Source organism: Pseudomonas sp. 1D4, assembly GCF_001728925.1.
In the GTDB taxonomy this organism is placed as follows: Bacteria; Pseudomonadota; Gammaproteobacteria; order Pseudomonadales; family Pseudomonadaceae; genus Metapseudomonas; species Metapseudomonas otitidis.
On sequence record NZ_LXJQ01000022.1, the window covers coordinates 65,294 to 89,775 of the forward strand.

17 protein-coding genes and 1 pseudogene are annotated in these 24,482 nt (G+C 66.4%); 7 read left to right on the forward strand and 11 right to left on the reverse strand.

Going from position 1 to position 24,482, the window contains the following annotated elements:
* The first annotated feature begins 231 nt into the window (after positions 1-231).
* Complete coding sequence (locus A7D27_RS13270) at positions 232-2,097, forward strand: DEAD/DEAH box helicase (RefSeq protein ID WP_069565164.1); 1,866 nt, start codon at positions 232-234, stop codon at positions 2,095-2,097.
* A gap of 126 nt (positions 2,098-2,223) precedes the next feature.
* Here A7D27_RS13270 and A7D27_RS13275 read toward each other — a convergent pair whose 3' ends face one another.
* The 3 genes and pseudogenes from A7D27_RS13275 to A7D27_RS13285 all read right to left on the reverse strand — a co-directional run.
* Positions 2,224-2,799: a YceI family protein gene (locus tag A7D27_RS13275; RefSeq protein WP_069559175.1), complete on the reverse strand. Its 576-nt coding sequence runs from the start codon at positions 2,797-2,799 to the stop codon at positions 2,224-2,226.
* A gap of 28 nt (positions 2,800-2,827) precedes the next feature.
* Positions 2,828-3,382, reverse strand: coding sequence for a cytochrome b (locus A7D27_RS13280; protein ID WP_069565165.1), 555 nt, complete (start codon positions 3,380-3,382; stop codon positions 2,828-2,830).
* A gap of 203 nt (positions 3,383-3,585) precedes the next feature.
* Positions 3,586-5,061, reverse strand: a pseudogene (locus A7D27_RS13285) (flavin monoamine oxidase family protein); the annotation flags it as partial.
* Between the two features lie 160 nt (positions 5,062-5,221).
* Between A7D27_RS13285 and A7D27_RS13290 the strand changes: the two are divergent.
* Positions 5,222-6,628, forward strand: a complete 1,407-nt coding sequence (locus A7D27_RS13290) for an adenosylmethionine--8-amino-7-oxononanoate transaminase (protein WP_069565166.1) — start codon at positions 5,222-5,224, stop codon at positions 6,626-6,628.
* 84 nt (positions 6,629-6,712) lie between these two features.
* On the forward strand, positions 6,713-7,432 hold the full coding sequence (locus tag A7D27_RS13295; RefSeq protein WP_069559179.1) for a 16S rRNA (uracil(1498)-N(3))-methyltransferase: 720 nt from the start codon (positions 6,713-6,715) through the stop codon (positions 7,430-7,432).
* Positions 7,433-7,462: 30 nt separating this feature from the next.
* On the opposite strand, the gene A7D27_RS13300 is transcribed toward A7D27_RS13295, so the two are convergent.
* The 8 genes from A7D27_RS13300 to pilG form a co-directional block, all read right to left on the reverse strand.
* On the reverse strand, positions 7,463-7,933 hold the full coding sequence (locus A7D27_RS13300; RefSeq protein WP_069559180.1) for a chemotaxis protein CheW: 471 nt from the start codon (positions 7,931-7,933) through the stop codon (positions 7,463-7,465).
* A gap of 41 nt (positions 7,934-7,974) precedes the next feature.
* Positions 7,975-8,994 (reverse strand): chemotaxis protein CheB, encoded by a 1,020-nt coding sequence (locus tag A7D27_RS13305; RefSeq protein WP_069559181.1) that lies wholly within the window; start codon positions 8,992-8,994, stop codon positions 7,975-7,977.
* A complete protein-coding gene (locus A7D27_RS27195; RefSeq protein WP_083265625.1) occupies positions 8,987-16,888 on the reverse strand; it encodes an Hpt domain-containing protein in 7,902 nt (2,633 codons plus the stop codon). The genes A7D27_RS13305 and A7D27_RS27195 overlap by 8 nt, the downstream gene beginning before the upstream one ends.
* Positions 16,889-16,897: 9 nt before the next feature.
* Entirely contained in the window at positions 16,898-17,758 is an 861-nt protein-coding gene (locus A7D27_RS13320; protein ID WP_069559241.1) for a protein-glutamate O-methyltransferase CheR, read from the reverse strand.
* A 62-nt stretch (positions 17,759-17,820) separates the two neighbouring features.
* Entirely contained in the window at positions 17,821-19,866 is a 2,046-nt protein-coding gene (locus A7D27_RS13325) for a methyl-accepting chemotaxis protein (protein WP_069565167.1), read from the reverse strand.
* A 193-nt stretch (positions 19,867-20,059) separates the two neighbouring features.
* Positions 20,060-20,596, reverse strand: a complete 537-nt coding sequence (locus tag A7D27_RS13330) for a chemotaxis protein CheW (protein ID WP_069559184.1) — start codon at positions 20,594-20,596, stop codon at positions 20,060-20,062.
* A 43-nt stretch (positions 20,597-20,639) separates the two neighbouring features.
* Complete coding sequence (gene pilH, locus A7D27_RS13335; protein ID WP_003458790.1) at positions 20,640-21,005, reverse strand: twitching motility response regulator PilH; 366 nt, start codon at positions 21,003-21,005, stop codon at positions 20,640-20,642.
* A gap of 47 nt (positions 21,006-21,052) precedes the next feature.
* Positions 21,053-21,460 (reverse strand): twitching motility response regulator PilG, encoded by a 408-nt coding sequence (pilG, locus tag A7D27_RS13340; protein WP_021218373.1) that lies wholly within the window; start codon positions 21,458-21,460, stop codon positions 21,053-21,055.
* 265 nt (positions 21,461-21,725) lie between these two features.
* Here pilG and gshB point away from each other — a divergent pair, with 265 nt between their 5' ends.
* The 4 genes from gshB to ruvX form a co-directional block, all read left to right on the forward strand.
* A complete protein-coding gene (gene gshB / locus A7D27_RS13345) occupies positions 21,726-22,697 on the forward strand; it encodes a glutathione synthase (protein WP_069559185.1) in 972 nt (323 codons plus the stop codon).
* 87 nt (positions 22,698-22,784) lie between these two features.
* Positions 22,785-23,678 (forward strand): energy transducer TonB, encoded by an 894-nt coding sequence (locus A7D27_RS13350; protein WP_069565168.1) that lies wholly within the window; start codon positions 22,785-22,787, stop codon positions 23,676-23,678.
* Between the two features lie 46 nt (positions 23,679-23,724).
* Complete coding sequence (locus A7D27_RS13355; RefSeq protein WP_069559187.1) at positions 23,725-24,294, forward strand: YqgE/AlgH family protein; 570 nt, start codon at positions 23,725-23,727, stop codon at positions 24,292-24,294.
* Positions 24,294-24,482, forward strand: a 189-nt coding sequence (gene ruvX / locus A7D27_RS13360; protein WP_083265626.1) for a Holliday junction resolvase RuvX, incomplete at its 3' end; no start/stop codon positions are given. The genes A7D27_RS13355 and ruvX, both read left to right, overlap by 1 nt.

A 24,482-nucleotide genomic window follows, 5' to 3' on the forward strand; every position in this document is an offset into this window, starting at 1 on the left:
GCGATCGAACCGTTGAGCGGTTGAATGGGCTGCATACGGGAAAGCCTCTGTTATACTCCGCACTCCCGCCAGGCATTCGCCCGGACACTGGCCCTCCATTCCGCCAGTGGGACCGGACGGCACCGCGCTCCCCATAGCGGCTGCTAAGGCCTGTACGAAAAGCACTTTTCGTCCAGTACCTCGCCAGGCTGACAAGTCCCCGGGCCCAGCCCTAACTAGACAGGATCATCCATGTCCTTTGCCTCCCTCGGTCTCTCCGAGGCATTAGTCGGCGCGGTGGAAGCCGCCGGCTACGCCCAGCCCACTCCCGTGCAACAGCGGGCCATTCCCGCCGTGTTGCAAGGTCGCGACCTGATGGTTGCGGCGCAGACTGGCACTGGCAAGACCGGGGGCTTCGCCCTCCCGGTTCTCGAACGCCTCTTCCCCAACGGCCACCCGGACAAATCCCACCGCCGCGTCGCGCGCCAAGCCCGGGTACTGGTCCTGACCCCGACCCGCGAGCTGGCCGCCCAGGTGCACGACAGCTTCAAGGTGTACGCCCGCGACCTGCCCCTGGCCAGCGCCTGCATCTTCGGCGGCGTCGGTATGAATCCCCAGGTGCAGGCCCTGTCCAAGGGCATCGACGTGCTGGTGGCCTGCCCCGGCCGCCTGCTGGACCTGATGGGTCAGGGCAGCATCGACCTCTCCCATGTGGAGATCCTGGTCCTGGACGAAGCCGACCGCATGCTCGACATGGGCTTCATCCACGACGTCAAGAAGGTCCTCGCGCGTCTGCCTGCGCAGCGCCAGAACCTGCTGTTCTCGGCGACCTTCTCCAAGGACATCACCGACCTGGCGAACAAGCTGCTGCAAGACCCCGAGCGTATCGAGGTCACGCCGCCGAACACCACGGTCGAACGCATCGAGCAACGCGTGTTCCGCCTGCCGGCCAACCAGAAGCGCGCCCTGCTGGCGCACCTGGTCACCGTCGGCGCCTGGGAACAGGTGCTGGTCTTCACCCGCACCAAGCACGGCGCCAACCGCCTGGCCGAGTACCTGGACAAGCACGGCCTGCCGGCCGCTGCGATCCACGGCAACAAGAGCCAGAACGCCCGCACCAAGGCCCTGGCCGACTTCAAGGCCAACGCCATCCGCATCCTCGTGGCCACCGACATCGCCGCGCGCGGCCTGGACATCGACCAGTTGCCCCACGTGGTCAACTACGAGCTGCCCAACGTCGAGGAAGACTACGTCCACCGCATCGGCCGTACCGGCCGTGCCGGTCGCAGTGGCGAGGCCATCTCGCTGGTGGCCCCGGACGAAGAGAAACTGCTCAAGGCCATCGAGCGCCTGACCAAGCAGCGCATCCCCGACGGCGACCTGCAAGGCTTCGACCCTTCCACCGTCGAGGCCGAGCGCCCCGAGGCACGCCCGCCGAAGCCGGAGCGCAAGCCCCGCGCCGACAAGCCCAAGCGTGAGCCGAGCAACGGCGACAAGCCCCAGGCCGCCCAGGCTGCCGCCGATGGCGAAGGCAAGGCCAAGAAGAGCCGCAAGCGCCGCGGCAAGGGCAAGGGCAAGGCGGACGGCGCCCAACCGCAGCAGCAGTCGGCGAACCTGGCTGGCAAGCAAGCCTCCCGCCCTGCCGGCCCCCCGCCGGTCCCGAGGGACCGCGACCCGGAAGAGTTCCTGGACGATGACGTGGACAACTTCGGCAACCGTGCCGACTACGTCAGCCCGTACCAGGACAAGGGCCGCGGCCGTCGCGGCGGCCAAGGCCAAGGCCAGGGTCAGGGCGCCCGCAGCAACAGCGGAAGCGGCGCTGGCAATGGCGGTCGCTCCCGTAACCAGGGTGGCGCCGGCGGCAGCGGTGGTGACAATGGCCAACGCCGTGGCGGCAGCGGCGGCCAGCGTGCCCAGGGCGGCGGCAACCAGGGTCGTCGGGAAGAACCCCGTCGTCGCGAGGAGCCGGCTGTTCAGGAGCCGCGCAAACCGGCTCCGAAGATCATCCACAAGGAATCCCGCGCCGACCGCTTCCCGACGCCGGAACAACTGGACGAGCTGAGCAACGGCAACCGGCCGCGCGGTGAAAAACCCGCCCTGCTGACCCGCAACCGCTGACAGCAAGCCCCATTGAAAACGCCGGCGAAAGCCGGCGTTTTCATGTGCAGTGCCCGGTAACGCCAGGCCAACTGCCAGAAACAGAAACGCCGGCTTGCGCCGGCGTTTCCATTTCCCTGGGGAAGGTTACTTGCGCACACCTTCGAAGGAGATGATCAGCTCGACTTCCTGGGAAGCCGGGCCGAGGTCCTTCTGGATGTCGAAGTCCTTCAGCTTCAGGGTGGTGGTGCCTTCGAAGCCGGCACGGTAGCCGCCCCACGGGTCGCTGCCTTCGCCGATGAACTTGGCCTTGATCACCACCGGCTTGGTCACGCCGTTGAGGGTCAGGTTGCCGGTCACGTCGGCGGTGCCTTCGCCGGTGGATTTCACACCGGTGGACTCGAAGGTGGCGGTCGGGTGCTTGCTGACGTTCAGGAAGTCACCGCTCTTGATGTGCTTGTCGCGCTCGGCATGGTTGGTGTCGACACTGCCGGTCTTCAGCTCGACCTTCACCTTGCTGGCTTCGGGCGCCTTGGCGTCGAAGCTGAAGGTGCCGTCGAAGTCCTTGAAGGTGCCGTAGAGCCAGCTGTAGCCCAGGTGGCTGATCTTGAAGTTGACGAAGGCGTGCTGGCCCTGTTTGTCGATGGCGTAGTCGGCAGCCATGGCCTGGCCGGCGAACAGGGCAGCACCGAGGGTCAGCGCGGCGAGGGATTTCTTCAGCATCAGTGTTTCTCCTTGTGAGGGTGCAGCGTTATTTGGCGGCGCGCCCGAGCATGCGGACCAGGGTGGCGTCGCGATCGATGAAGTGGTGCTTGAGAGCAGCCAGGGCATGCAGGCCGGCGAAGATTACCAGACCCCAGGCGAGGTACTCGTGGATCACACCGGCCACGTCTTCCTGGTCGGGAATGGTTGTCAGGGTGGCGGGCACTTCGAACAGCCCGAACACCTCGATGCCACGGCCATCGGCAGTGGAAATCAGGTAGCCGGAGATCATCAGGGCGAAGAGGCCGGCGTACAGCGCCAGGTGGCCCAGTTTGGAACCCAGGCGGGTCATGCGGCCGTGATTGGCAGGTGCCGGTGGCGGAGGGCTCAGGAAGCGCCACACCAGACGCAGCCCCATCACCAGGAACAGCATCACGCCGAGGCCTTTGTGGATGTCCGGCGCGGTCTTGTACCAGCCGCTGTAGTAGTCCAGGCCGACCATCCACAGCCCCAGGCCGAACAGGCCGAAGACCACCAGGGCTACGCCCCAGTGCAGGAAAATGCTGATTGCGCCGAAGCGGTCGGAAGTGTTGCGCCACTGCATCAGGAAGGGTCCCTTGAAAACGAATGGCCACAAGCCTAGCGGCAAAAAGATCGAATTAAAGTAGAAAATGTCGCTTTGAAATATCGAGCAATACGATCATAGGAGACGACCCGGCACGCGGAAAATTTAGCGATAGGACAGGTCTGACAGAGATGTCCGACGGCTGGTACAGCCGCCGGACGGGTGAAAGGGCGAGGGAATCAGAACAGCCAAGAGAAGAAGCCCTTCTTCTCCGGCTTGGCTGCCTCGGCCTTGGCCGGGGCGGCAGGCGCAGCCGCGGCGACCTGCTCCACAGGCTCCAGCGGTTTGCCGGCGAACAGGTCGCGAGCCTGGCCGGCGGCGCGCTGGCCACTGCGCAGGGCGCCTTCCAGGGTGCCCGGGTAGAGGGCGTCGGTGTGCTCGCCGGCGAAGATCACCCGCTGCAGCGGCTTTTCCCACAGGCGCCAGTACTGGCTGATCTCGCCCGGGCCGTAGGCCAGGTAGGCGCCGCCGGCCAGCGCATCCTTGCCGTAACGACGGACCTCGAAGCCCTGGAACTGCTCGCGGGCGCCGGGGAAGAACTTGTCCAGGCGGATCAGCACCTGGTCCACCATCTGCCGGTCGCCAAAGGCCTGCAGCAGGCGGGCGCTGTCGCCGGAGATGTTCACCAGCAGGTTGGCACCGCCCTTCAGGGCCGGCTCGACCCACAACATGCCCAGACCCTGGTCGCTGTAGACCTCACCGGAAAGGCGGCTCTTGCCCCAGACCGGCTTCTTGAACTTGAGCAGCAACTGGTCACGCCAGCCGTAGTTGATGTCCTTCAGCGCCTTGAGCTGCAGCGCCGACAGCGCCGGTGTGAGGCTGATCTTGTCCAGTGCCGGCAGCGGCACGGCCAGCACCACGTAGTCGGCACGGTAGCCGGCGCCACCAACCTTCACGGTCACGCCGTCCTTGTCCTGGACGATGGCCGAGACACGGGCGTTGGTCTTCACCGTCTTCAGTTTCTTCGCCAGCGCCTGGGCCAGGGCTGCGCTGCCGCCGGGCAGGCGCGCGGCGCGCAGGTCACCTTCCGGCAGGCCCCGGTAGACGCGGGCCTGCTGGGCCAGGTAGAGCAGCGACAGGCGCGACGGCTCGTCGTAGCGGGAGCGAATGCGCTGGTCCACCAGGGCACGGGCAGTGGGCGGCAGGGCCAGCTTGTCCAGCCAGCGGGACGCGGTGATGGCGTCCAGGCTTTGCAGGGTGTGGTTGACCAGCGGCTTGAGCGGGTCGTCGATGGACGCGGCGAGGTCATCCAGACTCTTGTCGAAGCGCTTCAGGCCCTCGACGGTGGAAGGCGCTTCCTTCAGCAGGTCGGCCTCGGTGAAGTAGCGACCGCTCACCAGGTAGCCAGGAGCGCGCACATAGTCCGGTGCCGGGATGGTGCCGAGCTTGAAGTCCTTGAGGTAGGCGTGGAGGGTCGGTTGCAGCTTGGCGGAGCCGATCCACTCGGTGGTGGCCAGGCCGGAACGGCCACCGATGGACGGCTTGGCCTCCAGCAGGGTGACCTGCCAGCCCTGCTGCTGAAGCTCATAAGCCGCCGTCAGGCCGGCCATGCCGCCACCGACGACGATCGCGGCGGGTTGTTTCTCCTTGCCCTGCGCACCGACGCAGAACAAACCGATCAGGATCAGCGCGCACCCGCGCAGCCAGGCAGCAGACATTGGTTCCCCCAGGAAAAGCGAGCGTCTTTCAAATGGCGCGCAGGATACGCCAGGCGCCCCTGCCCCCACCAGAGAACCCCGTCGGCGATGTGCCGGATCGGCCCGCTTGTCCATCTCACCCCTATTGCATAGGCTTCCCCGACCTTTCCGGAGACCGACCATGGGCCAAAACGCCGACTGGATGCAGCGCGACCTCGCCGTGCTGTGGCATCCCTGTACCCAGATGAAGGACCACGAGCGCCTGCCGGTGGTGCCGATCCGCCGCGGCGAGGGCGTGTGGCTGGAGGACTTCGAAGGCAAGCGCTACCTGGACGCGGTCAGCTCCTGGTGGGTCAACGTGTTCGGCCACGCCAACCCGCGCATCAACCAGCGCATCAAGGACCAGGTCGAGCAACTGGAGCACGTCATCCTCGCCGGCTTCAGCCACCAGCCGGTGATCGAGCTGTCCGAGCGGCTGGTGAAGCTCACGCCCCGGGGCCTGGACCGCGTCTTCTATGCCGACAACGGCTCCTCGGGCATCGAAGTGGCGCTGAAGATGAGCTACCACTTCTGGCGCAACCAGGGCCTGGAGCGCAAGAAGCGCTTCGTCACCCTGACCAACAGCTACCACGGTGAAACCGTCGCGGCGATGTCGGTCGGCGACGTGGCGCTGTTCACCGAAACCTACAAATCCCTGCTGATGGACACCCTCAAGGTGCCGACCCCGGACTGTTACCTGCGCCCGGAAGGCGTCAATTGGGAGGCCCACTCGCGGGCCATGTTCGCCCACATGGAGCAGACCCTCGCCGAACACCACGAGGAGGTCGCCGCCGTGATCGTCGAGCCGCTGATCCAGGGCGCCGGCGGCATGCGCATGTACCACCCGATCTACCTCACGCTGCTGCGCGAGGCCTGCGACCGCTACGGCGTGCACCTGATCCACGACGAGATCGCCGTCGGCTTCGGCCGCACCGGCACAATGTTCGCCTGCGAGCAGGCCGGCATCGCCCCGGACTTCCTGGTGCTCTCCAAGGCACTCACCGGCGGCTACCTGCCGATGGCCGCCGTGCTCACCTCGGAGGCCGTCTACCAGGGCTTCTACGACGACTACCAGACCCTGCGCGCCTTCCTCCACTCGCACACCTACACCGGCAATCCGCTGGCCTGCGCTGCCGCCCTGGCGACCCTGGACATCTTCGAGCAGGACAACGTCATCGAGGCCAACCGCGCCCTGGCCGCGCGCATGGCCAGCGCCACCGCGCACCTCGCCGACCACGCCCACGTCGCCGAGATCCGCCAGACCGGCATGGTGCTGGCCATGGAGATGGTCCAGGACAAGGCCAGCCGCACGCCCTACCCCTGGCAGGAGCGCCGTGGCCTGAAGGTGTTCCAGCACGCCCTGGAGCGCGGCGCTTTGCTTCGTCCGCTGGGCAACGTGGTGTACTTCCTGCCGCCCTACGTGATCACCCCGGAGGAGATCGACTTCCTCGCAGAGGTGGCCAGCGAAGGCATCGACATCGCCACCCGTGACGGGGTGAGCGTGGCCGTCGCGACCGACCTGCACCCCAATCACCGCGACCCGGGCTAGCCGGGCAGCGGCCTGTCAGGCGGTTTAACGGCGGGCGGCGAAGCGGGTAAGCTTGCGGCTTTCCCTCTTCAGCCCGCCGAATCCATGCGCCTTTCCCGCTTTTTCATCGACGCCCCCCTCGCCCTCGGACAACACACCCTGCCCGAGGCCCAGGCCCACTACATCGGTCGCGTGCTGCGCCTCACTGAAGGTGATGCCGTCCAGTTGTTCGACGGCTCGGGCCAGGAATTCATCGGCGAACTGGTGGAACTCGGCAAGAAGAGCGTCCGCGTCGAACTGCGCGAAGCCTTCGCCGGCCTGGTCGAGTCGCCGCTGAAGGTCCACCTCGGCCAGGGCCTGTCCCGGGGCGAGCGCATGGACTGGGCCATCCAGAAGGCCACCGAGCTGGGGGTAGCGGAGATCACCCCCCTGGTGAGCGAGCGCTGCGAAGTGCGCCTGAAGGATGAGCGTGCCGACAAGCGCCTGGCCCACTGGCGCCAGGTGGCCATCAGCGCCTGCGAGCAATGCGGCCGCTCGGTGCTGCCGGTGATCCACCCGCCGGTGACGCTGGGGGAGTGGCAGAAGCAGGTGGAGGCGGACCTCAAGCTGGTCCTTCACCCGGTGGCAGAGCCCCTGGCCAGCCATGCACGACCGGCCACGCTGGCGTTCCTCATCGGCCCGGAGGGCGGGCTGTCCGACGCCGAAGTGGAAGCCGCCCAACAGCAGGGCTTCCAGGCGGCACGCCTGGGCCCGCGCGTGCTGCGCACGGAAACCGCGCCGGTGGTCGCGCTGAGCGTCGCCCAGCAGTTGTGGGGGGATTTCTAGGGAGCAGGCCGCCGCAGCGGCCCGGCCGGCTCAGATCAGGCCGGCATCCGCCAGGAGTTGCTCCAGGGCGACCAGGTCCGGGATCTTGGCGATACCGTCCTCCAACTGCACCGAGCCCAGCTCCAGGGGCAGCAGCTCGGCATTCGCCGAGGGCAGGTCGGTGTCGACCTTGAGGGAACGCGGAATGCCCTGCACCAGCAGGGCGATGAACTTCACATGGGCACGGCTGCCCAGGGCGTTGAGCACCACCACCCGCGCGCTGGAGCCCACCTGGGGCTGGCCACCGCTGGCCGCCTCGAACGACAGCAGGGGTAGGCGCAGGTCGCGCCAGGCCACCTGGCCGAGGAACCAGGCCGGCATCCCGGCGGACGCCTGGGGCGCCCGGTAGGGGATCAGCTCCGCCACGGCCACGTTGGGCACCAGCAGGGTGCGGTCGGACAGCGGCAGCAGCAACCCGGTCAGGCTGTTGGCACTCTGGGTGTTGGCGACGGCTTGGCTCATGGCGTTTCCTTCAAGGATTCTTCAAGACCACCGGCGGCGCCTCAGGCGCACTGCTCGGCCAGGTGGTTCACCAGCGCCTGGGCCAGCTCGCGCGGGTCGGCACTGAAATTGCTGTAGCCGCCTTCACGCAGGCTGTCGGGCATGCTCGAACAGACGCAGCTCTCGGCGCGCTGGGTCCAGATCGGCGCCCCCTGGCGGCGCACGTAGGCGGCGGCAGCGCTGCCGTCGCTGCCCATGCCGCTGAAGGCGATCACGCCGCACTGCTCGCCGAAGTGCTGGGCGAGGTTGAGCATGATCTGGTCGATGGACGGGCTATAGGGCTCGGGCCAGGGACGATTGCCCATGAGCATCGCGCCGTCTTCGGCAAAGGTCAGCTCCTGGGCGATCGGTACCACCACCACCTCGCCGGCGCGCACGCGGTCGCCGGGGCGAGCCAGGTTGACCGGCCACTGGCTGTGGCGGCCTACAGCCTGGGGCAGGATGCTTTCGAAGGCGGGATCGATGTGCTGGGCGTAGAGGAAGCCCACCGGCAGGCCGCCGGGCAGTGCATCAAGGAAGGCCTTGACCGCTGCCGGACCGCCGAGGGATGCCGCCAGCAGCCAGACCTGGCGAGCCGGCTCGCCAGCCACCAGCGGGGTCTCCGCCAGGGAACGCGGCAGGTCCAGACGCGCAGGGCGTTGGGCTTCGACCATCAGCGCTTCCAGGCTCGGGCCGACCGCCACGGCGGGGTCTCCCACCAGGCGCTTGAGCTTGCCGAACAGGCGGCGCTCCCAGCGCGGGTAGTTTTCCGAATGGCGCTCGGGGGCATGCCCTTCACCGAACAGCACCGGGGCGCTGGCGCGCTCCAGCAGGCTGTCCACCAGCGGCGAGTCTTCCGACTGGGCCAGGTCCACCAACCAGAGGTCGGCGTCACAGGCGCTCAGGGCGTCGTCGTCGAGACGGGCCGGGTCACTGTTGAGGATCACCTGGTAGCCGTTGCCGACCAGCGCCTGCTGCAGCACATGGCGCTGCAGCGAGGTGTCGGCGATGACGGCGATGCGTGCAGAGGTCTTCTCAGTCATGTCCCTTGACCAGTCGCTGGATGGTTTCAAGCAGCAGGGACTCCTGGTACGGCTTGCCCAGGTAGTCGTTGACGCCGATGGCCATCGCCCGCTCGCGGTGTTTCTCGCCGGTACGGGAGGTGATCATGATGATCGGCAGGTCCTTCAGGCTCGCGTCGTGGCGTACCAGGGTGGCCACTTCGAAGCCGTCCATGCGCGGCATTTCGATGTCCAGCAGCATGACGTCGGGGCGGTGCTCCTGCAGCTGGGCGATGGCATCCACCCCGTCCTTGGCGGTCAGCACGTTCATGCCATTGCGTTCCAGCAGGCGGCTGGTGACCTTGCGCACGGTGACCGAATCGTCCACCACCATGACCACTGGCGGGCGGTCGTGGTCCAGCTCCGCCGGCAGGGCGGCCTGGCTGGTGGTGCGCGGCAGCATCTGCACCTGGTGCGCATGGCGCGCACGAATGGTCGCCAGCAGGTCGAGAATCACCACCACGCGGCCGTCCCCGAGGATGGTGGCACCGGAGATGCCCTGCACCCCGGCGAACTGCGGGCCGAGGCCCTTTACCACGATCTCGCGGGAGCCGGCCAGGGCGTCCACCTGGACGGCCACGGCGTGCTCGGTGGAACGCACCAGGATCACCGGCAGCGGCAGGCTCTGGCCCACCAGCTTGGGATGCTGGCCGTTGTTCAGCAGGTCGCCCAGGTATTTCAGCTCGTAGGCCTGGCCGGCGTACTCGAAGCGCGGCGCGTCCGGCTGGTAGTAGGTCTCCAGCTCATACGGGGAGACCCGCACGATGCCTTCGATGGTGTTCAGCGGGATGGCGTAGAGGTCCTCACCGGAGAGCACCATCAGTGCACGGTTGACCGACACGGTGAACGGCAGGCGGATGAGGAAGCGCGAGCCCTCGCCCGGGGTCGACTCGATGCTCATGGAGCCACCGAGCTGCTTGACCTCGGAGTGCACCACGTCCATGCCCACGCCACGCCCGGAGATCTGCGTGACCCTTTCGGCGGTGGAGAAACCGGCCTCGAGGATGAACTGCAGCACCTCGTGGTCGGAAAGCTGGGAGTCGGCGTCCATCAGCCCGCGCTCGATGGCCTTGCGGCGCACGGCGTCGAGGCGGATACCGCCACCGTCATCGGCCAGGGTCAGGAGAATGTCGCCACCCTCGCGGCCCAGGGTCAGGCGGATGGTACCGGCGTCGGGCTTGCCGGCGGCGCGGCGCAGTTCGACCGGCTCGATGCCATGGTCGACGGCGTTGCGCAGCATGTGCTCCAGGGGCGCGACGATGCGCTCGAGCACGGTCCGGTCCATTTCGCCCTCGGCGTTGCCGACGAGGAACTCCACCTGCTTGCCCAGCTCGCTGGCCACCTGGCGCACGATGCGACGCAGGCGCGGTACGAGGCGGTCGAAGGGCACCATGCGGGTGCGCATGAGACCTTCCTGAAGCTCGGTGTTGACCCGTGCCTGTTGCAGCAGCAGGGTTTCGGCGTCGCGGTTACGCGCCGCCAGGGTTTCCTTCAGGTCCAGCAAGTCGGACGCGGACTCGAACAGCGCGCGGGAGAGCTGTTGCAGCTGGGAATGGCGGTCCATTTCCAGCGGGTCGAAGTCTTCGTAGCCGGCGCGCTCGGCCTCGGCCTGGTAGCGGCTGAGGATCTGCGCCTGGGTCTCGGTGTCGAGACGACGGAGCTGGTCGCGAACCCGCTCGATGGTGGATTCCATTTCGCTCAGGGTGAAGCTGAAGTCGCTCACCTGCTGCTCGACACGGCCACGGAAGATGGACGTTTCGCCCGCCAGGTTGACCAGGCCTTCCAGCAGGTCGGCCGGCACCTTGACCATTTCCTGCGGCGCACGACGCGCGGCAGCGTCCTGGGCGGCCTCCTGGGCCTTGAGCACGAACGGCAGGATCTTGTCTTCGCTCACTGCCACCGGTAGGGCGCTCGCCGCCACGATAGGGGCTGCGAGGGTCGGCTGGGGCATCGGCTCGGGAGCCGCTTCGGCAGTTGCTTCAGGCTCGTCCGCAAGGCTGGCATCCAGGCGCTGACGCAGTTGGTCGAGCTCGGCCTGCAGGCCTTCGAAGCCGGACTGCACGTCGAGGAACAGGCTCTCGGGCCAGGGCGCGCCCTGTTGCAGCGCTTCGGTCAGGTGCTGCTCCAGGTCGTGACTGAGGTCGCCCAGGCGCTTCTGGCCGGCCAGGCGCGCACCGCCCTTGAGGGTGTGCAACAGGCGCAGCAGGTCGTCGATCTGGGCGCTGTCGTCACGCTTCTCTTCCCAGCGGCCAATGGTGCGCTCCATCGCTTCCAGCAGGTCATCACCCTCTTCGAGGAAGATGTCGAGGATGTCGGCTTCTGCTTCCTCGTCCTCCACCACCGGCGCAGCGGCTACAGGCTGCAGGTGCACGCTGGAGGGCATGCTGAGTTGTTCGTCGGGGTTGGCACGGAAGCGGCGGATCGCGTCGATCAGCACACTGCCGTCCGGTACCGCGCGCTTGTCACGCACGGCTTCGAGCATCTCGGCGAGGCGGTCATGGCAGGACTGCAGCAACCCGAACAAGGTCGGGCTGGCGCGCAGGCGGCCGCCACAGAGGCCTTCGTAGAGGAACTCCAGTTCGTGGGCGAGGTCGCCGATCTCGCGGATCTCGGCCATGCGCGCACCACCCTTGAGGGTGTGCAGGTCGCGCTGCAGGGCTTCGACTTCCAGCAGGTTGTCGACATCCTCCATCCAGCGCTGCAGGGCATTGCCCGCGCTTTCGATGATGTCGAAGCCTTCCTCGAGGAAGATTTCCACCAGTTCGGGATCGCGATCATCGAAGGCGCTGTGGACCGGCTCGCTCACCACGGGAGCCGGTGCAACCGGCTCGACCGGGGCGGGCGTCTCGGTCACCTCGGGCAGCTCCTGCTCGATGCTCGGCGCGTCAACCACCTCCGGCAGCGCCGGGGCTTCATCCACCGGCAGCCATTCGGCGTCCAGCTCGGGCTCGGGCTCGGGCTCGGGCTCGGGCTCGGGCTCGGGCTCGGGCTCGGGCTCGGGAGAAAGTGTGGCTTCGGCTTCGGCTTCGGCTTCGGCTTCGGCTTCGGCTTCGGCTTCGGCTTCGGCTTCGGCTTCGGCTTCGGCTTCGGCTTCGGGGGCAGGCGACAGGACGCTTTCGGTCTCGTCAAGCAGCCAGGCATCGGCCTCGGGGCTTTCCACGAGCGCCGGCTCGTCGGTCTCCGGCAGGGGCAGGTCTTCCAGCACCCGCGGGGCGTCGGCGTCAGGCTCGTCAAGGGCCGGCAGCGGCAGGACGTCATCGTCCAGCTCAAGCAGGCCGGCATTCAATTCGAGGGACTCTTCGGACACCTCATCCGGCAAGGCAGGCGCTTGCGCCTCTGCCGGCGGGACGATGACTTCGTCAACCGGGGCCTCGGCCACCGGCGCGACGGGCAGGCTTACCGTACCGCCTTGGCGAAACGCGCGAATCGCCTGGATCAGCGCCTCCGGGTTACGCAGCGGCTGACGGGCCTGGAGCTGGTCGAGCATCACGGCCAGGTCGTCATGGCTGGCCTGGAGCAGGCCGGCCAATGCCGGGGAATGGTTGAAGCGACGGTCCACCAACCCTTCGTAGAGGGACTCGAGTTCGTGGGCGAGGTCGCCGATGGGGGCAATCTCGGCCATGCGCGCACCGCCCTTGAGGGTGTGCAGGTCACGCTGCAGCGAGTGCAGCGGCGCGTGATTGTCCGGCTCGTCGAGCCAGCGTTCCAGCGCCTGGCCGGCGCTTTCCAGGATGTCCACGGCCTCTTCGAGGAAGATGGAGACCATCTCTTCATCGAGGTTCTCGTAGGCCAACGGTGCGGTAGCCGCTTCGACGGCTGCGGCAGGCTCGGCGACCGGAGCAGACATCGGCTCGATGGCCTCATCCACCAGCTCCGGCAGGGTCACCTGCTCAAAGGCCGGCACTTCATCCAGCTCGGGCAGCGGCGGCAGTGCGGCGGCGTCCGCGGGCGGCAGCTCGGGCTCGGCGGCAGGCGGCAACACCTGGTCCTGCTCTTCGACCAGCAGCCCGGTGTCGCGATCCATGTCCAGCAGCGCGAGGGCTGCCGGGTCGACGGCCTGCTGGAGCAGGTCGCGCAGGGCCTGGACCCGCTCCGGTTGAGGCGTGACCTGAAGGGCCGCGGCGACCTGGTCCATCATGCTGATCAGCGCTTCGTGGGCCCGCTCGGCCTCGTCGAAGAAGCGTTCGCTGACCGGCAGGCTGCCTTCCTCGACGGCACCGTAGGTGTCCAGCAGGGCTTCGCAGAGTTCTTCGATCTGCGGCAGCTCGGCCATCTCGGCACCTCGGCCGAGGGTGTTCAGCTCTTCCAGCAGGGCGCCCAGTTCCTGGCGTTCGGAGGGGTGCTCGCGCCAGCGGCGCAGCAGGTCCTCGGCATCCAGGAGGATGTCCATGCCTTCGGCGAGGAAGATGGAGATCAGTTGCGGGTCGCGCCCGGACTGGCCCTGCTCGCCCAGGCGAGCGGCTTCGGCGGCGCCGATACGCTCGGCGTGCAGACGCTGGACGCGCTCGAGGAAGGCCTCGGTCCCGGGGATCGGGCGCAACGGGGCGGTTTCCAGTTGCTCCAGGCCGATGCGGAAGAGCTGCTCGGCATCGCGCAGCAGTTCGGCATCCACCAGGTCCATCTGGATCAGGTTGGTCTTGTACTCCTTGGCCAGTTTCTCCAGCGGCATGGCGATGGCGGCGATCGGCAGGATGCCGGCCATGTGTGCACTGCCCTTGAGGGTGTGCAGGGCGCGCTGGAGGTTGTCGGTCACCGGCTGCGGCAGGGACTGCGAACAATCGGCAAGGAAGCCGACGAGGGTTTCCAGATGGGCTTCGGCCTCGTTGCGGAAGATGTCCAGCAACTGCGGGTCGAGCGGCTCTTCATCGGTCGACGCGCTGTAGACAGCGGTCGGCGCGGCCACTTCGGGCTGAGAAGGAAGCTCGCCCACGGGCTCGGCAGCCTGTACGGAGACCGGGGCTTCAGATTTTGGGAGGCGCTGCCCCTTGGCCAGGGCGTGCGCCTCGGCGGCCAGGTGGTCGACATCGTCACGCTGGCGCTGGGCCTTGGCGGCGAATTCGTCCACCAGTTGCGGCAGCAGGGCGACCACGTCGTTGACCACGCCCTTGACGTCTTCATCCGGCTGGATGCTGCGGTCGAGCACGCGGTTGAGCAGGTTCTCGATGGACCATGACAGCTCGCCGATGACCAGCGCGCGGACCATGCGGCCGCTGCCCTTGAGGGTGTGGAAGGCGCGGCGGACTTCGGTCAGCGCATCCTTGTCGTCGGTGTTGGCGCACCAGCGCGGCAGGTAGTCGCCAATGGTTTCCAGCACTTCGCCGGCTTCTTCGATGAAGACCTCCAGCAGTTCGTCGTCCACCGGCTCTTCGTCGGCAGGCGGCGGCAACAGGCTGGGCGGAACTTCGCCGGCGGGCGGGTTGATCGGCTGCACCGGAGCGGCCATGACATCGGCCATGGACAGCGCGCGGGGCGCCTCTTCGACCGGAGCGACAACGGGCTCCAGCGGAGCAGAGGGCAGGTCGACCTCCGGCAGGTCGAGGCCACTCAGCTCCACGTCGTCCCAGCTGGGGGTGGCTTCGGGCAGCGGCTCGAGGCTGAGGGGCTCGTCCAGCATCGGTTCGAGAGGCTCGGCAGCCGGCAGCGGCTCCAGTGCCTCGAGGTCGAAGGAGGCGAAGGGCTCGTCGGCCGGCTTGGGCTGATCGAGGGATTCCAGCTCCAGCGGGGCGTCGAGGCCGAAGTCGATGACGTCGGGCGACTGGGCCTCCGGCTCACCGAGGTTCCAGTTGTCATCGGAGACCAGCAGCGTCGGCGCATCATCGGCCTTCAGCTCGGTGGTCTCGAAGCTGTCGAGGGTGCCCAGCTCCAGGGGTTCGTCCAGCAGCGGCTGCGCATCCAGCTCGGGCAGCGGCTCCAGTTCGGGCAGTGCGTCGAAGGCCACCGGCTCGGCGCTGTCCAGCGGTTCGAGTTCCGGCAGGGCATCCACCAGTGCGGGCACCTCTTCCACCGGGGCAGGAACCTCGGCGAAGCCGGCATCGAGCGTGATTTCCGGCTCGACCGGCAAGGGTTCGAAGGCCAGGGGCTCGACCGTCGCGGGGGCTTCCTCGGCGAGAACTTCGATTTCCTCAACCGGGTCGGCCAGCGGGGCGGGTTCTTCGGTCTGGAACTCCGGAAGATCGAGGATGGAGGGCTTGGCCTTGAGCGGGTAACCCAGGTTCTCCAGGCTCTCCTCGGCCACGTCGAGGATCATGTCACCTTGGGTGGCATGGTCTTCGGAGAGGCGCTCCAGGTAGTACTCGACGCTGGTGATGGCGTCGGCCAGGGTATCCAGGCTCTGCCAGTTGGGCACGGCCTTGCGGGCCAGGAGCTGTTCCTGGATGTAGCGGTTGCAGGCTTCCAGCAGGGCGGCAGCGCGTGCCAGCGGGATCATCGCCAGGCCGCCACGGACCTGGGTCAGCAGATCCGGTACGCGGGCCAGGTGTTCGTGGTTCCACTGGGACGCGATGAACTCGATGATCGCGTCCTTGGCCTGTTCGAGGCCGTTGCGCGCTTCCTTGATCACCAGTTGATGAATCTGCGCCACGTCGGTGGTGGGCAGGTGGCTCTCTTCGCTGGAGCCGTCATCGGCCGGGCCGACCATGCCGGCGAGGGTTGCCTCGACGTACAGCAGGGCGCCGGCGACATCCATGAGGACAGCGTCGTTGGGCTCGCGCTGGCCGAGGGACAGGCTGTGGATGACGTCGATCTGGTCGAGAATGACCCGGCGCGGCTGGCCGAAACCGAGCACGGCGAGGGTGTCTGCGATCTGCTTGAGGGGCGCGAGCAGGGCATCCAGCTCGGTGACGCCGCGGCGGTCGCTGCGCACGAAGATGTCGAGGCTGTCCTTGACGCGGACCAGCTCTTCGCAGAGGGCGGTGACCACCGAGCGCATGGCGTCGCGGTCGGGGCCGGCCAGGCGGGCGCGCTCCTCGTCCACCACGTCGGTGTCGGGCAGTGCTTCGTCGAGGCGGTACTGCTCCTTCAGGGCACGGATGCGCGGTGACTGGGCCGGGGCCTTGGCGATGTAGAACAGCAGATTCTTGACCAGTTCGTCCGGGGCCGGCTGGTTGATGCCATCGGCGCCCTGGTCGACCAGGCGCTTGAGCTCCTTGTCGATCTGACGCAGCAGGGTGCGGACGGAGGTGCCGTTGACCACGCTGCCATTGGCCAGGCCTTCGACCATGCCGGAGGCGATGGGCCACAAGGTACCCAACGGGGCCTCCTTGCACAGCGATTCGAGGCGGGCGAAGACGCGGGCCATGTAGCCGAGGTTGGTGGCCAGGTCCTGGCCACGGATGATTCCCACCAGGGCCATCTGCAGCATCTGCCGCAGCTTGCGCAGCAGTACCGGCAGTTCGGCGGTGCGCATGCGGGCCAGCGCATCCACCGACAGTGCGGGGGTGCGGCTGGAGAGATCAGGGGAGAACAGGCTGGTTTCGGACAGCAGCTTCTCGCCACGGGCGGCGCGCAGGTCGTTGAGCAGCGGCAGGACGACCATGGGCAGGTCGCGGCGTGCGCTCTGGATGCGATCCAGGTAGACCGGCAGTTGCAGGATGGCCTGCATGAGCACCTCCAGGGCTTCGCCCTGGTTGGTCACGCGGCCTTCCATCAGCGCCTGGGCGAGCTGCTCCATTTCCTCGGCGAGCAGGGCCGCGCCGTAGAACTCGACCATCTGCAGGGTGCCGTGGACCTGGTGCACGTAGGTCTGGCAGAAACGCATGCGCGTCGGGTCCTGGGTGTTCTCGACGAACGCCTCCAGGGCCTGGCGGGCCTGCTTCAGGGTTTCCGCGATCTCGCCCTTGACCCACTCCAGGGCGACATAATCGTGCCGATCACTCATAGCCGTCTGCTATCCCTTCCGGGTGAATGCCAGAACCTGATCGTCGGCCACCGGCTCCAGGTCCGGATGGTGCCAACCAACCACTTCACCGACGCCGATCACCATGAGCCCACCGGGCGCCAGGCGCTCGGCCAGGCGATTGAGGATTTCACGGCGACGCCAGCGGCGGAAATAGATCAGCAGGTTCTGACAGAAGATTACGTCCATGCCGGACATTGGCGCCTTCGCCAGTTCCAGCACATTGAGCCGGGCGCAACACACGCGCGCGGCCAGGCTCTCCACAACTTTGAAACGGCCATCGCCCAGAGACTGGAAATAGCGCTCGCCCATGTCGCCGTCCAGGTGCTCCAGGCGCCGGGCGCCGTACACCCCCTCGCGAGCCTTGTTCAGCGCGCTGAGGCTGATGTCGGTGCCGGTGACACCAAAATAATCGGGCCGCTCGCTGCCCATGAGGGCCTCGGCGGCCGCAATGGCCAGGGAATACGGTTCTTCGCCACTGGAACAGCCGACGCTCCAGAGGGCGAGGGGGCTGTCCAGCCCCCTCGCGACGCGCTCGCGCAGGTAAGTGCAGAGCAGGTCGAACGAGGGGCCATGGCGGAAGAAACGGGTTTCCTGAACGGTGAGGCGGTCCAGCAGGGTCGACCATTCGACGGCACCACGCGGCCCGTCGGTGACCTGGCGGAAGTAGAGGGTGTAGTCGTCTACGCCCAGCTCACGCATCCGCGCGGTTAGGTTGGTCTGCAGGAACGAGCGTCGCTGCTCGTTGATGACCACGCCGGTGCGTTCCTCGAGCAGCGATTGCCAGTCATGGAACTGCGCGGGGGTCATATCGGCCATGGGTTTCAAGGCCCACACGCCGCCAGGCTGCATGCTGTCGTGCCTCTCGCTCATGGCCGTTGCGCCGCAGCCTCAGGCTGCGGCACCTCCCTTGTTCAGGCCCGGTCTGCGTCCGGCAGGTTGAAGCCGGATACCGACTTGCGCATCTCACTCGCCATCTTGGCGAGGTTACCGATGCTCTTGGCGGTTGCCGTGGTACCGGCGGAGGTCTGCGAGGTGATCTCCTGAATGACGTTCATGGTGTTGGAAATGTGGCCCGCGGACGACGCCTGCTGGCGCGCCGCGTTGGAGATGTTCTGGATCAGGGCCGCGAGGGTCTTGGATACCTTCTCGATCTCCTCCAGGGCCACACCGGCGTCCTGCGCGAGGCGGGCACCGCGTACCACTTCGGAGGTGGTCTGCTCCATGGAGATAACTGCTTCGTTGGTGTCGGTCTGAATGGTTTTAACCAGGGCCTCGATCTGCTTGGTCGCGGCGGAGGAGCGTTCTGCGAGGCGCTGTACCTCGTCCGCTACCACGGCGAAGCCTCGACCCGCGTCGCCCGCCATGGACGCCTGGATCGCGGCGTTCAGTGCAAGGATGTTGGTCTGGTCGGCGATGTCGTTAATCAGGCTCACGATGTCACCGATCTCCTGGGACGATTCACCGAGACGCTTGATTCGCTTGGAGGTGTCCTGGATCTGCTCGCGGATGTTGTCCATGCCGGTGATGGTGTTGTGCACCACTTCGTTGCCCTTGTTGGCGATGGCTACGGAACGCTCCGCTACCGCGGAGGACTCCGAGGCGTTCGCCGATACCTGGTCAATCGACACGGCCATTTCGTTGATCGCGGCGGACGCACCGGCGATTTCCTGGGCCTGGTGCTCGGAAGCCTCGGCCAGGTGCATGGCGGTGGCCTGGGTTTCCTGGGCAGCGGCGGCTACCTGCACCGCGGTCAGGTTGATGGTCTCTACCAGTTCGCGGAGCTGGTCGATGGAGTAGTTGATCGAGTCCGCGATCGCACCGGTGAAGTCCTCGGTTACGGTCGCTGCTACGGTCAAGTCACCGTCTGCAAGGTCGGCGATCTCGTCGAGCAGTCGCAGAATCGCAGCCTGGTTACGTTCGTTCTTCTCGGCGGTCTCGGCCAGACGCTGGCGGGTGGTCTGAACCATGACCAGGCCGATCAGGATGATCGAGCCCAGTGCCAGGGCACCGAGGACGTAACCGGCCAGGGTGTTCAGGCTGCGGCCATCGGCCTGTTCCTCGAAGCCGGCGGCCAGTTGGGACGCTTTGTCCAGCAGGGTCTGGGAGCCGGTGAAGATGGTGTTGGCGGATTCGCGGACCTGGAAGAGTTCGGGCGAGGTTTCGAGAATCTCGTCCACGGAGCCGGAGACGAACTCGAACAGTTCGGAAATCTCCTGCAGGCGCTCCAGGGCCTCACTGTCGGTCACCTTGGTGATTTCCATGGCGGCGTTGCCTTCGAGCATCGCGTTCAGTACGCGGCCGAAAAGGCTGGCGTCGCGACCGAACATGTCGGCAGCCTGCACGGAGTCCTGATCACCGGCCAGTACCTTGTTCACGGAGCCGAGGATCCGTTCGGCCAGCAGCGACTGACGCTGGGCCACGGAAACCTGGGCTGCGGGGGCGCCGCTTTCCAGCAGGATGTCCACGACTTCCTCGTACTCGACCTGCAGCTGCGGGATGGTCTCGGCGAGGGTGCCGGCTACCTGGTGCAGGGAGAGTACGGTCTGCTCGCTGGCCAGGATGGCGTCGGAGTTCTGCCTCAGGCTGTTCCAGTCGGCCTGCACGGCATCCATCTCGGCCTTCACGGCCTCGGGCGCCGGCGGCAGGCCGGTCTCCGCGTCGCCGCTCATCAGAATATTCCAGCGTTTCTCGAAGTCGTTGCGCGCTTCCTTCAACAGAACGAAGGCCTCGGGCTTGCCCGCCGCCGCTTCGGTGGCGTTCTTGGCGATACGCTGGGACAGAACCCGCAGCTCACCGGAGTGGCCGAGGTATTCCTGGTCGTGGTTCGCCTGCGTGTTGAGGTACGCGAAGTTGGCGAACAGCAGCACGATGGAGACGATCAGGACCACGAAGAGTCCGGCGATCAACGTACTGCTGCGCGCACCCGCGAGTAGATTGCCTGCGTTCAGTTTTTTCATTATCGGGCCCCCGCCTGGACCAACTACACAACGATTTCCATGTAACGCCAAGGGCCGGTATAGACCGGCCCAACCGTGGATCAACGGCACACGATGGTGCCTGGGTCAGCCGGAGACACTGCACTCCGACCGATCGGACCGCCCCTCCCGGAAACGGCCCTGCGCGCAGGCCCGAGAGCCTGCGCGCTGGGAACTAGACCGCGACGTCCAGGAACACCTGGTGCTGGGCCAGCGCATGAGGGCTGAACACCAGCCAGGGATGCTCACGCTGGAACACGCCGTGGATGAATGACTGGATATTGGCTTCGAGCGGCGGCAGCTCCTCGGAGAACGAATCCACCGGGAAGTGCTGCATACCGAAGACTTCGTCGACGATGAGGCCGGCGAAGATTTCCTGATGGTCCACCACCAGCACCCGGCGCTGCTTGCGCAGGGATGACAGCTCGCCGCCGAAGAATCCGCACAGGTCCATGATCGGCAGCAGCCGGCCACGGACGTTTGCGACGCCCTTGACCCAGGGTTTTACCCCCGGAAGCAAGGTGTAACGGGGCTCGTGGAGCACCTCGCCCACTTCACCCATGGACGCCACGAAGAAGCGCTCACCCATGCGGAAGCCGATCCCACTCCAGGTCTGGACCGTTTCCTGCTGGGCGGGCAAGCCCGCCGCCAGGGCGCGGCAGCGCTGGTCGATCTCGAGGAGTATCTGGAATGGGGTCTTTGCATCCGACATGCGGGGCTGAGCCTTCTTCTGGGACTTCACGGTGCTACCGGCATCAGCCGGCCAGCACCGCGTTAAGGGTTTTCAGCAGCGTGTCTTCATCGATCGGCTTGGTCAGGTAATCCTTCGCGCCCTGGCGCTTACCCCAGACCTTGTCGGTTTCCTGATCCTTGGTGGTGACGATGATCACCGGAATGTGGCTGGTTTCGGCGTCCTTGGTCAGCTGACGAGTCGCCTGAAAGCCATTGAGGCCAGGCATGACGATATCCATCAGCACGGCATCGGGCTTTTCCTGGCGAGCCAGGGCGACGCCATCGGCGCCATTTTCCGCCTTAAGTACCTGATGACCATGTTTTTCGAGCATGGCGGTCAGCTTGTACATTTCGGTCGGCGAGTCATCAACAATCAGAATACGAGCCATGTTTGTCCCCAATACGGAAAGGCACTTCCAGCCACACGGGCCGGACTTCAGGAGGCTTGTTCCACCGGGGTGAAATCAGGCACATGGGTCTTGATCGCGCCGAGCAGTTCTTCCTTGCTGAAGGGCTTGGTGAGGTACTGGTCGGAACCGACGATGCGACCCTTGGCCTTGTCGAACAGGCCGTCCTTGGAGGACAGCATGATCACCGGGGTGGATTTGAAAGCACTGTTGTTCTTGATCAGGGCGCAGGTCTGATAACCGTCGAGACGCGGCATCATGATGTCGACAAAGATGATGTTCGGGTGTGTGTCCGCGATCTTGGCCAGAGCATCGAAACCGTCGACAGCCGTGATGACCTCGCAACCCACCTTCTTCAGCAGAGTTTCAGCGGTGCGACGAATCGTCTTCGAATCGTCGATCACCATCACCTTCAAACCCTCGGAATGCTGTTCCATGTTCGCCCTACCATCGCCTCGGTGAGTCGTTATTAGCTTCGTTCAGTGCGCCTGAGGCCCTGTCAGCGACGGGCTGCGACCCAATCGTCGGGCCTTTTTAGCACACTCTCCAGACGCAAGCCAGAAACCGCCTACGCCATGGATTTGCCAGTTCGTACGGCGAGGTTTCCCTTGACCGCAATCGCCTCCAGCGCCACCCTGAGCGCCTCTTCCGGGGCCCGATCGAGGCCCCTTCTTCACTTCACGAGTTGCGGAGACACCACCCATGAGCGTTCGCCTCGGGATCGTCATGGACCCCATTGCGCAGATCAACTTCAAGAAGGACAGCTCCCTGGCCATGCTTCTCGCGGCCCAGGCTCGTGGCTGGTCCCTCTTCTATATGGAGCAGCAGGATCTTTACCAGGCAGCAGGCGTAGCCCGTGCCCGCATGAAACCACTCGAGGTGAAAGCCGACCCTACGGGCTGGTATGTCCTCGGGGATGAGCAGGACACCCCGCTCGCCGACCTCGATGTGATCCTCATGCGCAAGGATCCGCCCTTCGACAACGAGTTCATCTACTCCACCTACCTGCTGGAGCAGGCCGAGCGCGCCGGCGTGCTGGTGGTGAACCGTCCGCAGAGCCTGCGCGACTGCAACGAGAAGTTCTTCGCCACACTCTTCCCGCACCTCACCCCGACGACCCTGGTGAGTCGACGGCCCGACATTCTGCGCGAGTTTGCAAAAGAGCAGCGTGACATCATTCTCAAACCCCTTGATGGCATGGGCGGTTCGATGATTTTTCGTCACCGCGAGGGCGACCCGAACCTTTCGGTGATCCTGGAGACCCTCACCCGCCACGGCGCCGAGCAGATCATGGCGCAGCGCTACCTGCCGGCAATCGTCGACGGCGACAAACGTATCCTGATGATAGACGGCGAACCGGTACCTTACTGCCTGGCACGCATTCCCGCTGCCGGCGAGACCCGCGGCAACCTCGCCGCCGGGGGGCGGGGCGAAGCCCGCCCGCTGACCGATCGGGACCGCGAGATCGCTGCTACCGTCGGTCCGGTACTGCGGGAGAAGGGCTTGCTGTTCGTCGGCCTCGACGTGATCGGCGACCACCTCACCGAGATCAACGTCACCAGCCCGACCTGCATCCGCGAGATCGACGCCGCATACGACACCCGCATCGGCGAACGCCTGATGGACGTCATTGCCACCCGTCTGGAGGCGAACCAGAGCAAGCCGCAAGCTTGACGCAGTCAACACCTTGCAGCTTGCGGCTTGCAGCCTGCCGCCCCAGTTCGGCAGACTGCGCGCCACTTTGAGCAGACCCGATGTGCGATGAACGCAGCCGCTGACCTCCCTCGCTTCCCCTCCGCCAGCGTGCGCCCGGCGGACAGGCTCGGCTTCACCCTGTTCCTCGCCGCGGTGCTGCACATCGCGCTCATCCTCGGTGTCGGCTTCACCTTCAGCGACCCCAGCCAGATCAGCAAGACGCTGGAAATCACCCTCGCCACCTTCAAGAGTGACGAGAAGCCGAAGGAAGCCGACTACCTGGCCCAGAATGACCAGCAAGGCAGCGGCACCCTGGAGCACAGGGACACGCCCAAGACTACCGAGCAGGCGATGTTCCAGGATCAGGAGATCCGCAAGGTCACTCCGCCCGCCGCGCCCCAGCAGACCCAGCGCCAGGAAGCCCCCAAGGCGGCCATCGCCACCACTGCACCCAAACCGCAGAAAACCCCGGTCAAGCGCGAGGAAGCCAAGCCCGAGCCTGAGACCCCGCCGGCCCCGGTATTCGACAGCGCCCAATTGTCCTCCGAGATCGCCAGCCTGGAGGCCGAACTGTCCCAGGAGCAGCAGCGCTACGCCAAGCGCCCGCGCATCCACCGCCTCAACGCGGCCTCGACCATGCGTGACAAAGGAGCCTGGTACAAGGACGAATGGCGCAAGAAGATCGAACGCGTCGGCAACCTCAACTACCCCGAAGAGGCCCGCCGTCAGCGCATCTATGGCTCGTTGAGGTTGCTGGTGTCGATCAACCGCGACGGCACCCTCTATGAAGTGCAGGTGCTGGAATCCTCCGGCCAGCAGGTGCTGGACCAGGCCGCCATGCGCATCGTCCGCCTTGCCGCCCCCTTCTCCCCGTTCACCGGTGACCTGGCCGACATCGACCGCCTGGAAATCATTCGCACCTGGCGTTTCGAGCGGGGCGACAGGCTCTCCAGCAACTGAGCCGGCACCCTTGAAGCCGGCGGCGCGAAGATCGACACTAGCGCCCATGAAAAGCACCGCGCCCAGCTACCTCAAGCACCACTTCCTGATCGCCATGCCCCACATGGACGATCCCAACTTCGCGCAGACCGTCACCTACCTGGTCGAGCACAACGACCAAGGCGCCATGGGGCTGGTGATCAACCGCCCCAACGGCCTCAGCCTCGGTGACGTGCTCGAACAACTGCGCCCCGACGACACCGCCCCCGCCCACTGCCAGAGCCTGCCCATCTACGCCGGCGGCCCCGTGCAGACCGACCGCGGCTTCGTCCTGCACCCCAGCGGCCTGCAGTACCAGGCCACCCTGGACCTGGGCGACCTGGCGCTGTCCACCTCCCAGGACGTGCTGTTCGCCATCGCCGACGGCCGCGGCCCGCAGAAGAGCCTCATCGCCCTTGGCTATGCCGGCTGGCAGGCCGGGCAACTGGAGGCCGAGCTGGCCGAAAACGCCTGGCTCACCTGCCCTGCCGACCCGGCCATCCTCTTCGACACCCCCAGCGACCAGCGCCTCGCCGCTGCCGCTGCACGGCTGGGGGTCAACCTCAACCTGCTCACCAGCCAGGCCGGGCACGCCTGATGGCCGGCCCGACAACCGCACCCCGCCTGCTCCTCGGCTTCGACTACGGCACTCGCCAGATCGGCGTCGCCGTCGGCCAGGCCGTCACCGGCCAGGCCCGCGAACTGTGCGTGCTCAAGGCACAGAACGGCGTACCCGACTGGCAGAAGGTCGAAGCCCTGATCAAGGAGTGGCAGCCCGACGCCATC

Excerpts from the sequence above, each read along its gene's own strand:
- A7D27_RS13270 (WP_069565164.1), top strand. The coding sequence starts at position 232 with ATGTCCTTTGCCTCCCTCGGTCTCTCCGAGGCATTAGTCGGCGCGGTG.
- A7D27_RS13275 (WP_069559175.1), bottom strand. The coding sequence starts at position 2,799 with ATGCTGAAGAAATCCCTCGCCGCGCTGACCCTCGGTGCTGCCCTGTTC.
- A7D27_RS13280 (WP_069565165.1), bottom strand. The coding sequence starts at position 3,382 with ATGCAGTGGCGCAACACTTCCGACCGCTTCGGCGCAATCAGCATTTTC.
- A7D27_RS13290 (WP_069565166.1), top strand. The coding sequence starts at position 5,222 with ATGGGCCAAAACGCCGACTGGATGCAGCGCGACCTCGCCGTGCTGTGG.
- A7D27_RS13295 (WP_069559179.1), top strand. The coding sequence starts at position 6,713 with ATGCGCCTTTCCCGCTTTTTCATCGACGCCCCCCTCGCCCTCGGACAA.
- A7D27_RS13300 (WP_069559180.1), bottom strand. The coding sequence starts at position 7,933 with ATGAGCCAAGCCGTCGCCAACACCCAGAGTGCCAACAGCCTGACCGGG.
- A7D27_RS13305 (WP_069559181.1), bottom strand. The coding sequence starts at position 8,994 with ATGACTGAGAAGACCTCTGCACGCATCGCCGTCATCGCCGACACCTCG.
- A7D27_RS27195 (WP_083265625.1), bottom strand. The coding sequence starts at position 16,888 with ATGAGTGATCGGCACGATTATGTCGCCCTGGAGTGGGTCAAGGGCGAG.
- A7D27_RS13320 (WP_069559241.1), bottom strand. The coding sequence starts at position 17,758 with ATGCAGCCTGGCGGCGTGTGGGCCTTGAAACCCATGGCCGATATGACC.
- A7D27_RS13325 (WP_069565167.1), bottom strand. The coding sequence starts at position 19,866 with ATGAAAAAACTGAACGCAGGCAATCTACTCGCGGGTGCGCGCAGCAGT.
- A7D27_RS13330 (WP_069559184.1), bottom strand. The coding sequence starts at position 20,596 with ATGTCGGATGCAAAGACCCCATTCCAGATACTCCTCGAGATCGACCAG.
- pilH (WP_003458790.1), bottom strand. The coding sequence starts at position 21,005 with ATGGCTCGTATTCTGATTGTTGATGACTCGCCGACCGAAATGTACAAG.
- pilG (WP_021218373.1), bottom strand. The coding sequence starts at position 21,460 with ATGGAACAGCATTCCGAGGGTTTGAAGGTGATGGTGATCGACGATTCG.
- gshB (WP_069559185.1), top strand. The coding sequence starts at position 21,726 with ATGAGCGTTCGCCTCGGGATCGTCATGGACCCCATTGCGCAGATCAAC.
- A7D27_RS13350 (WP_069565168.1), top strand. The coding sequence starts at position 22,785 with ATGAACGCAGCCGCTGACCTCCCTCGCTTCCCCTCCGCCAGCGTGCGC.
- A7D27_RS13355 (WP_069559187.1), top strand. The coding sequence starts at position 23,725 with ATGAAAAGCACCGCGCCCAGCTACCTCAAGCACCACTTCCTGATCGCC.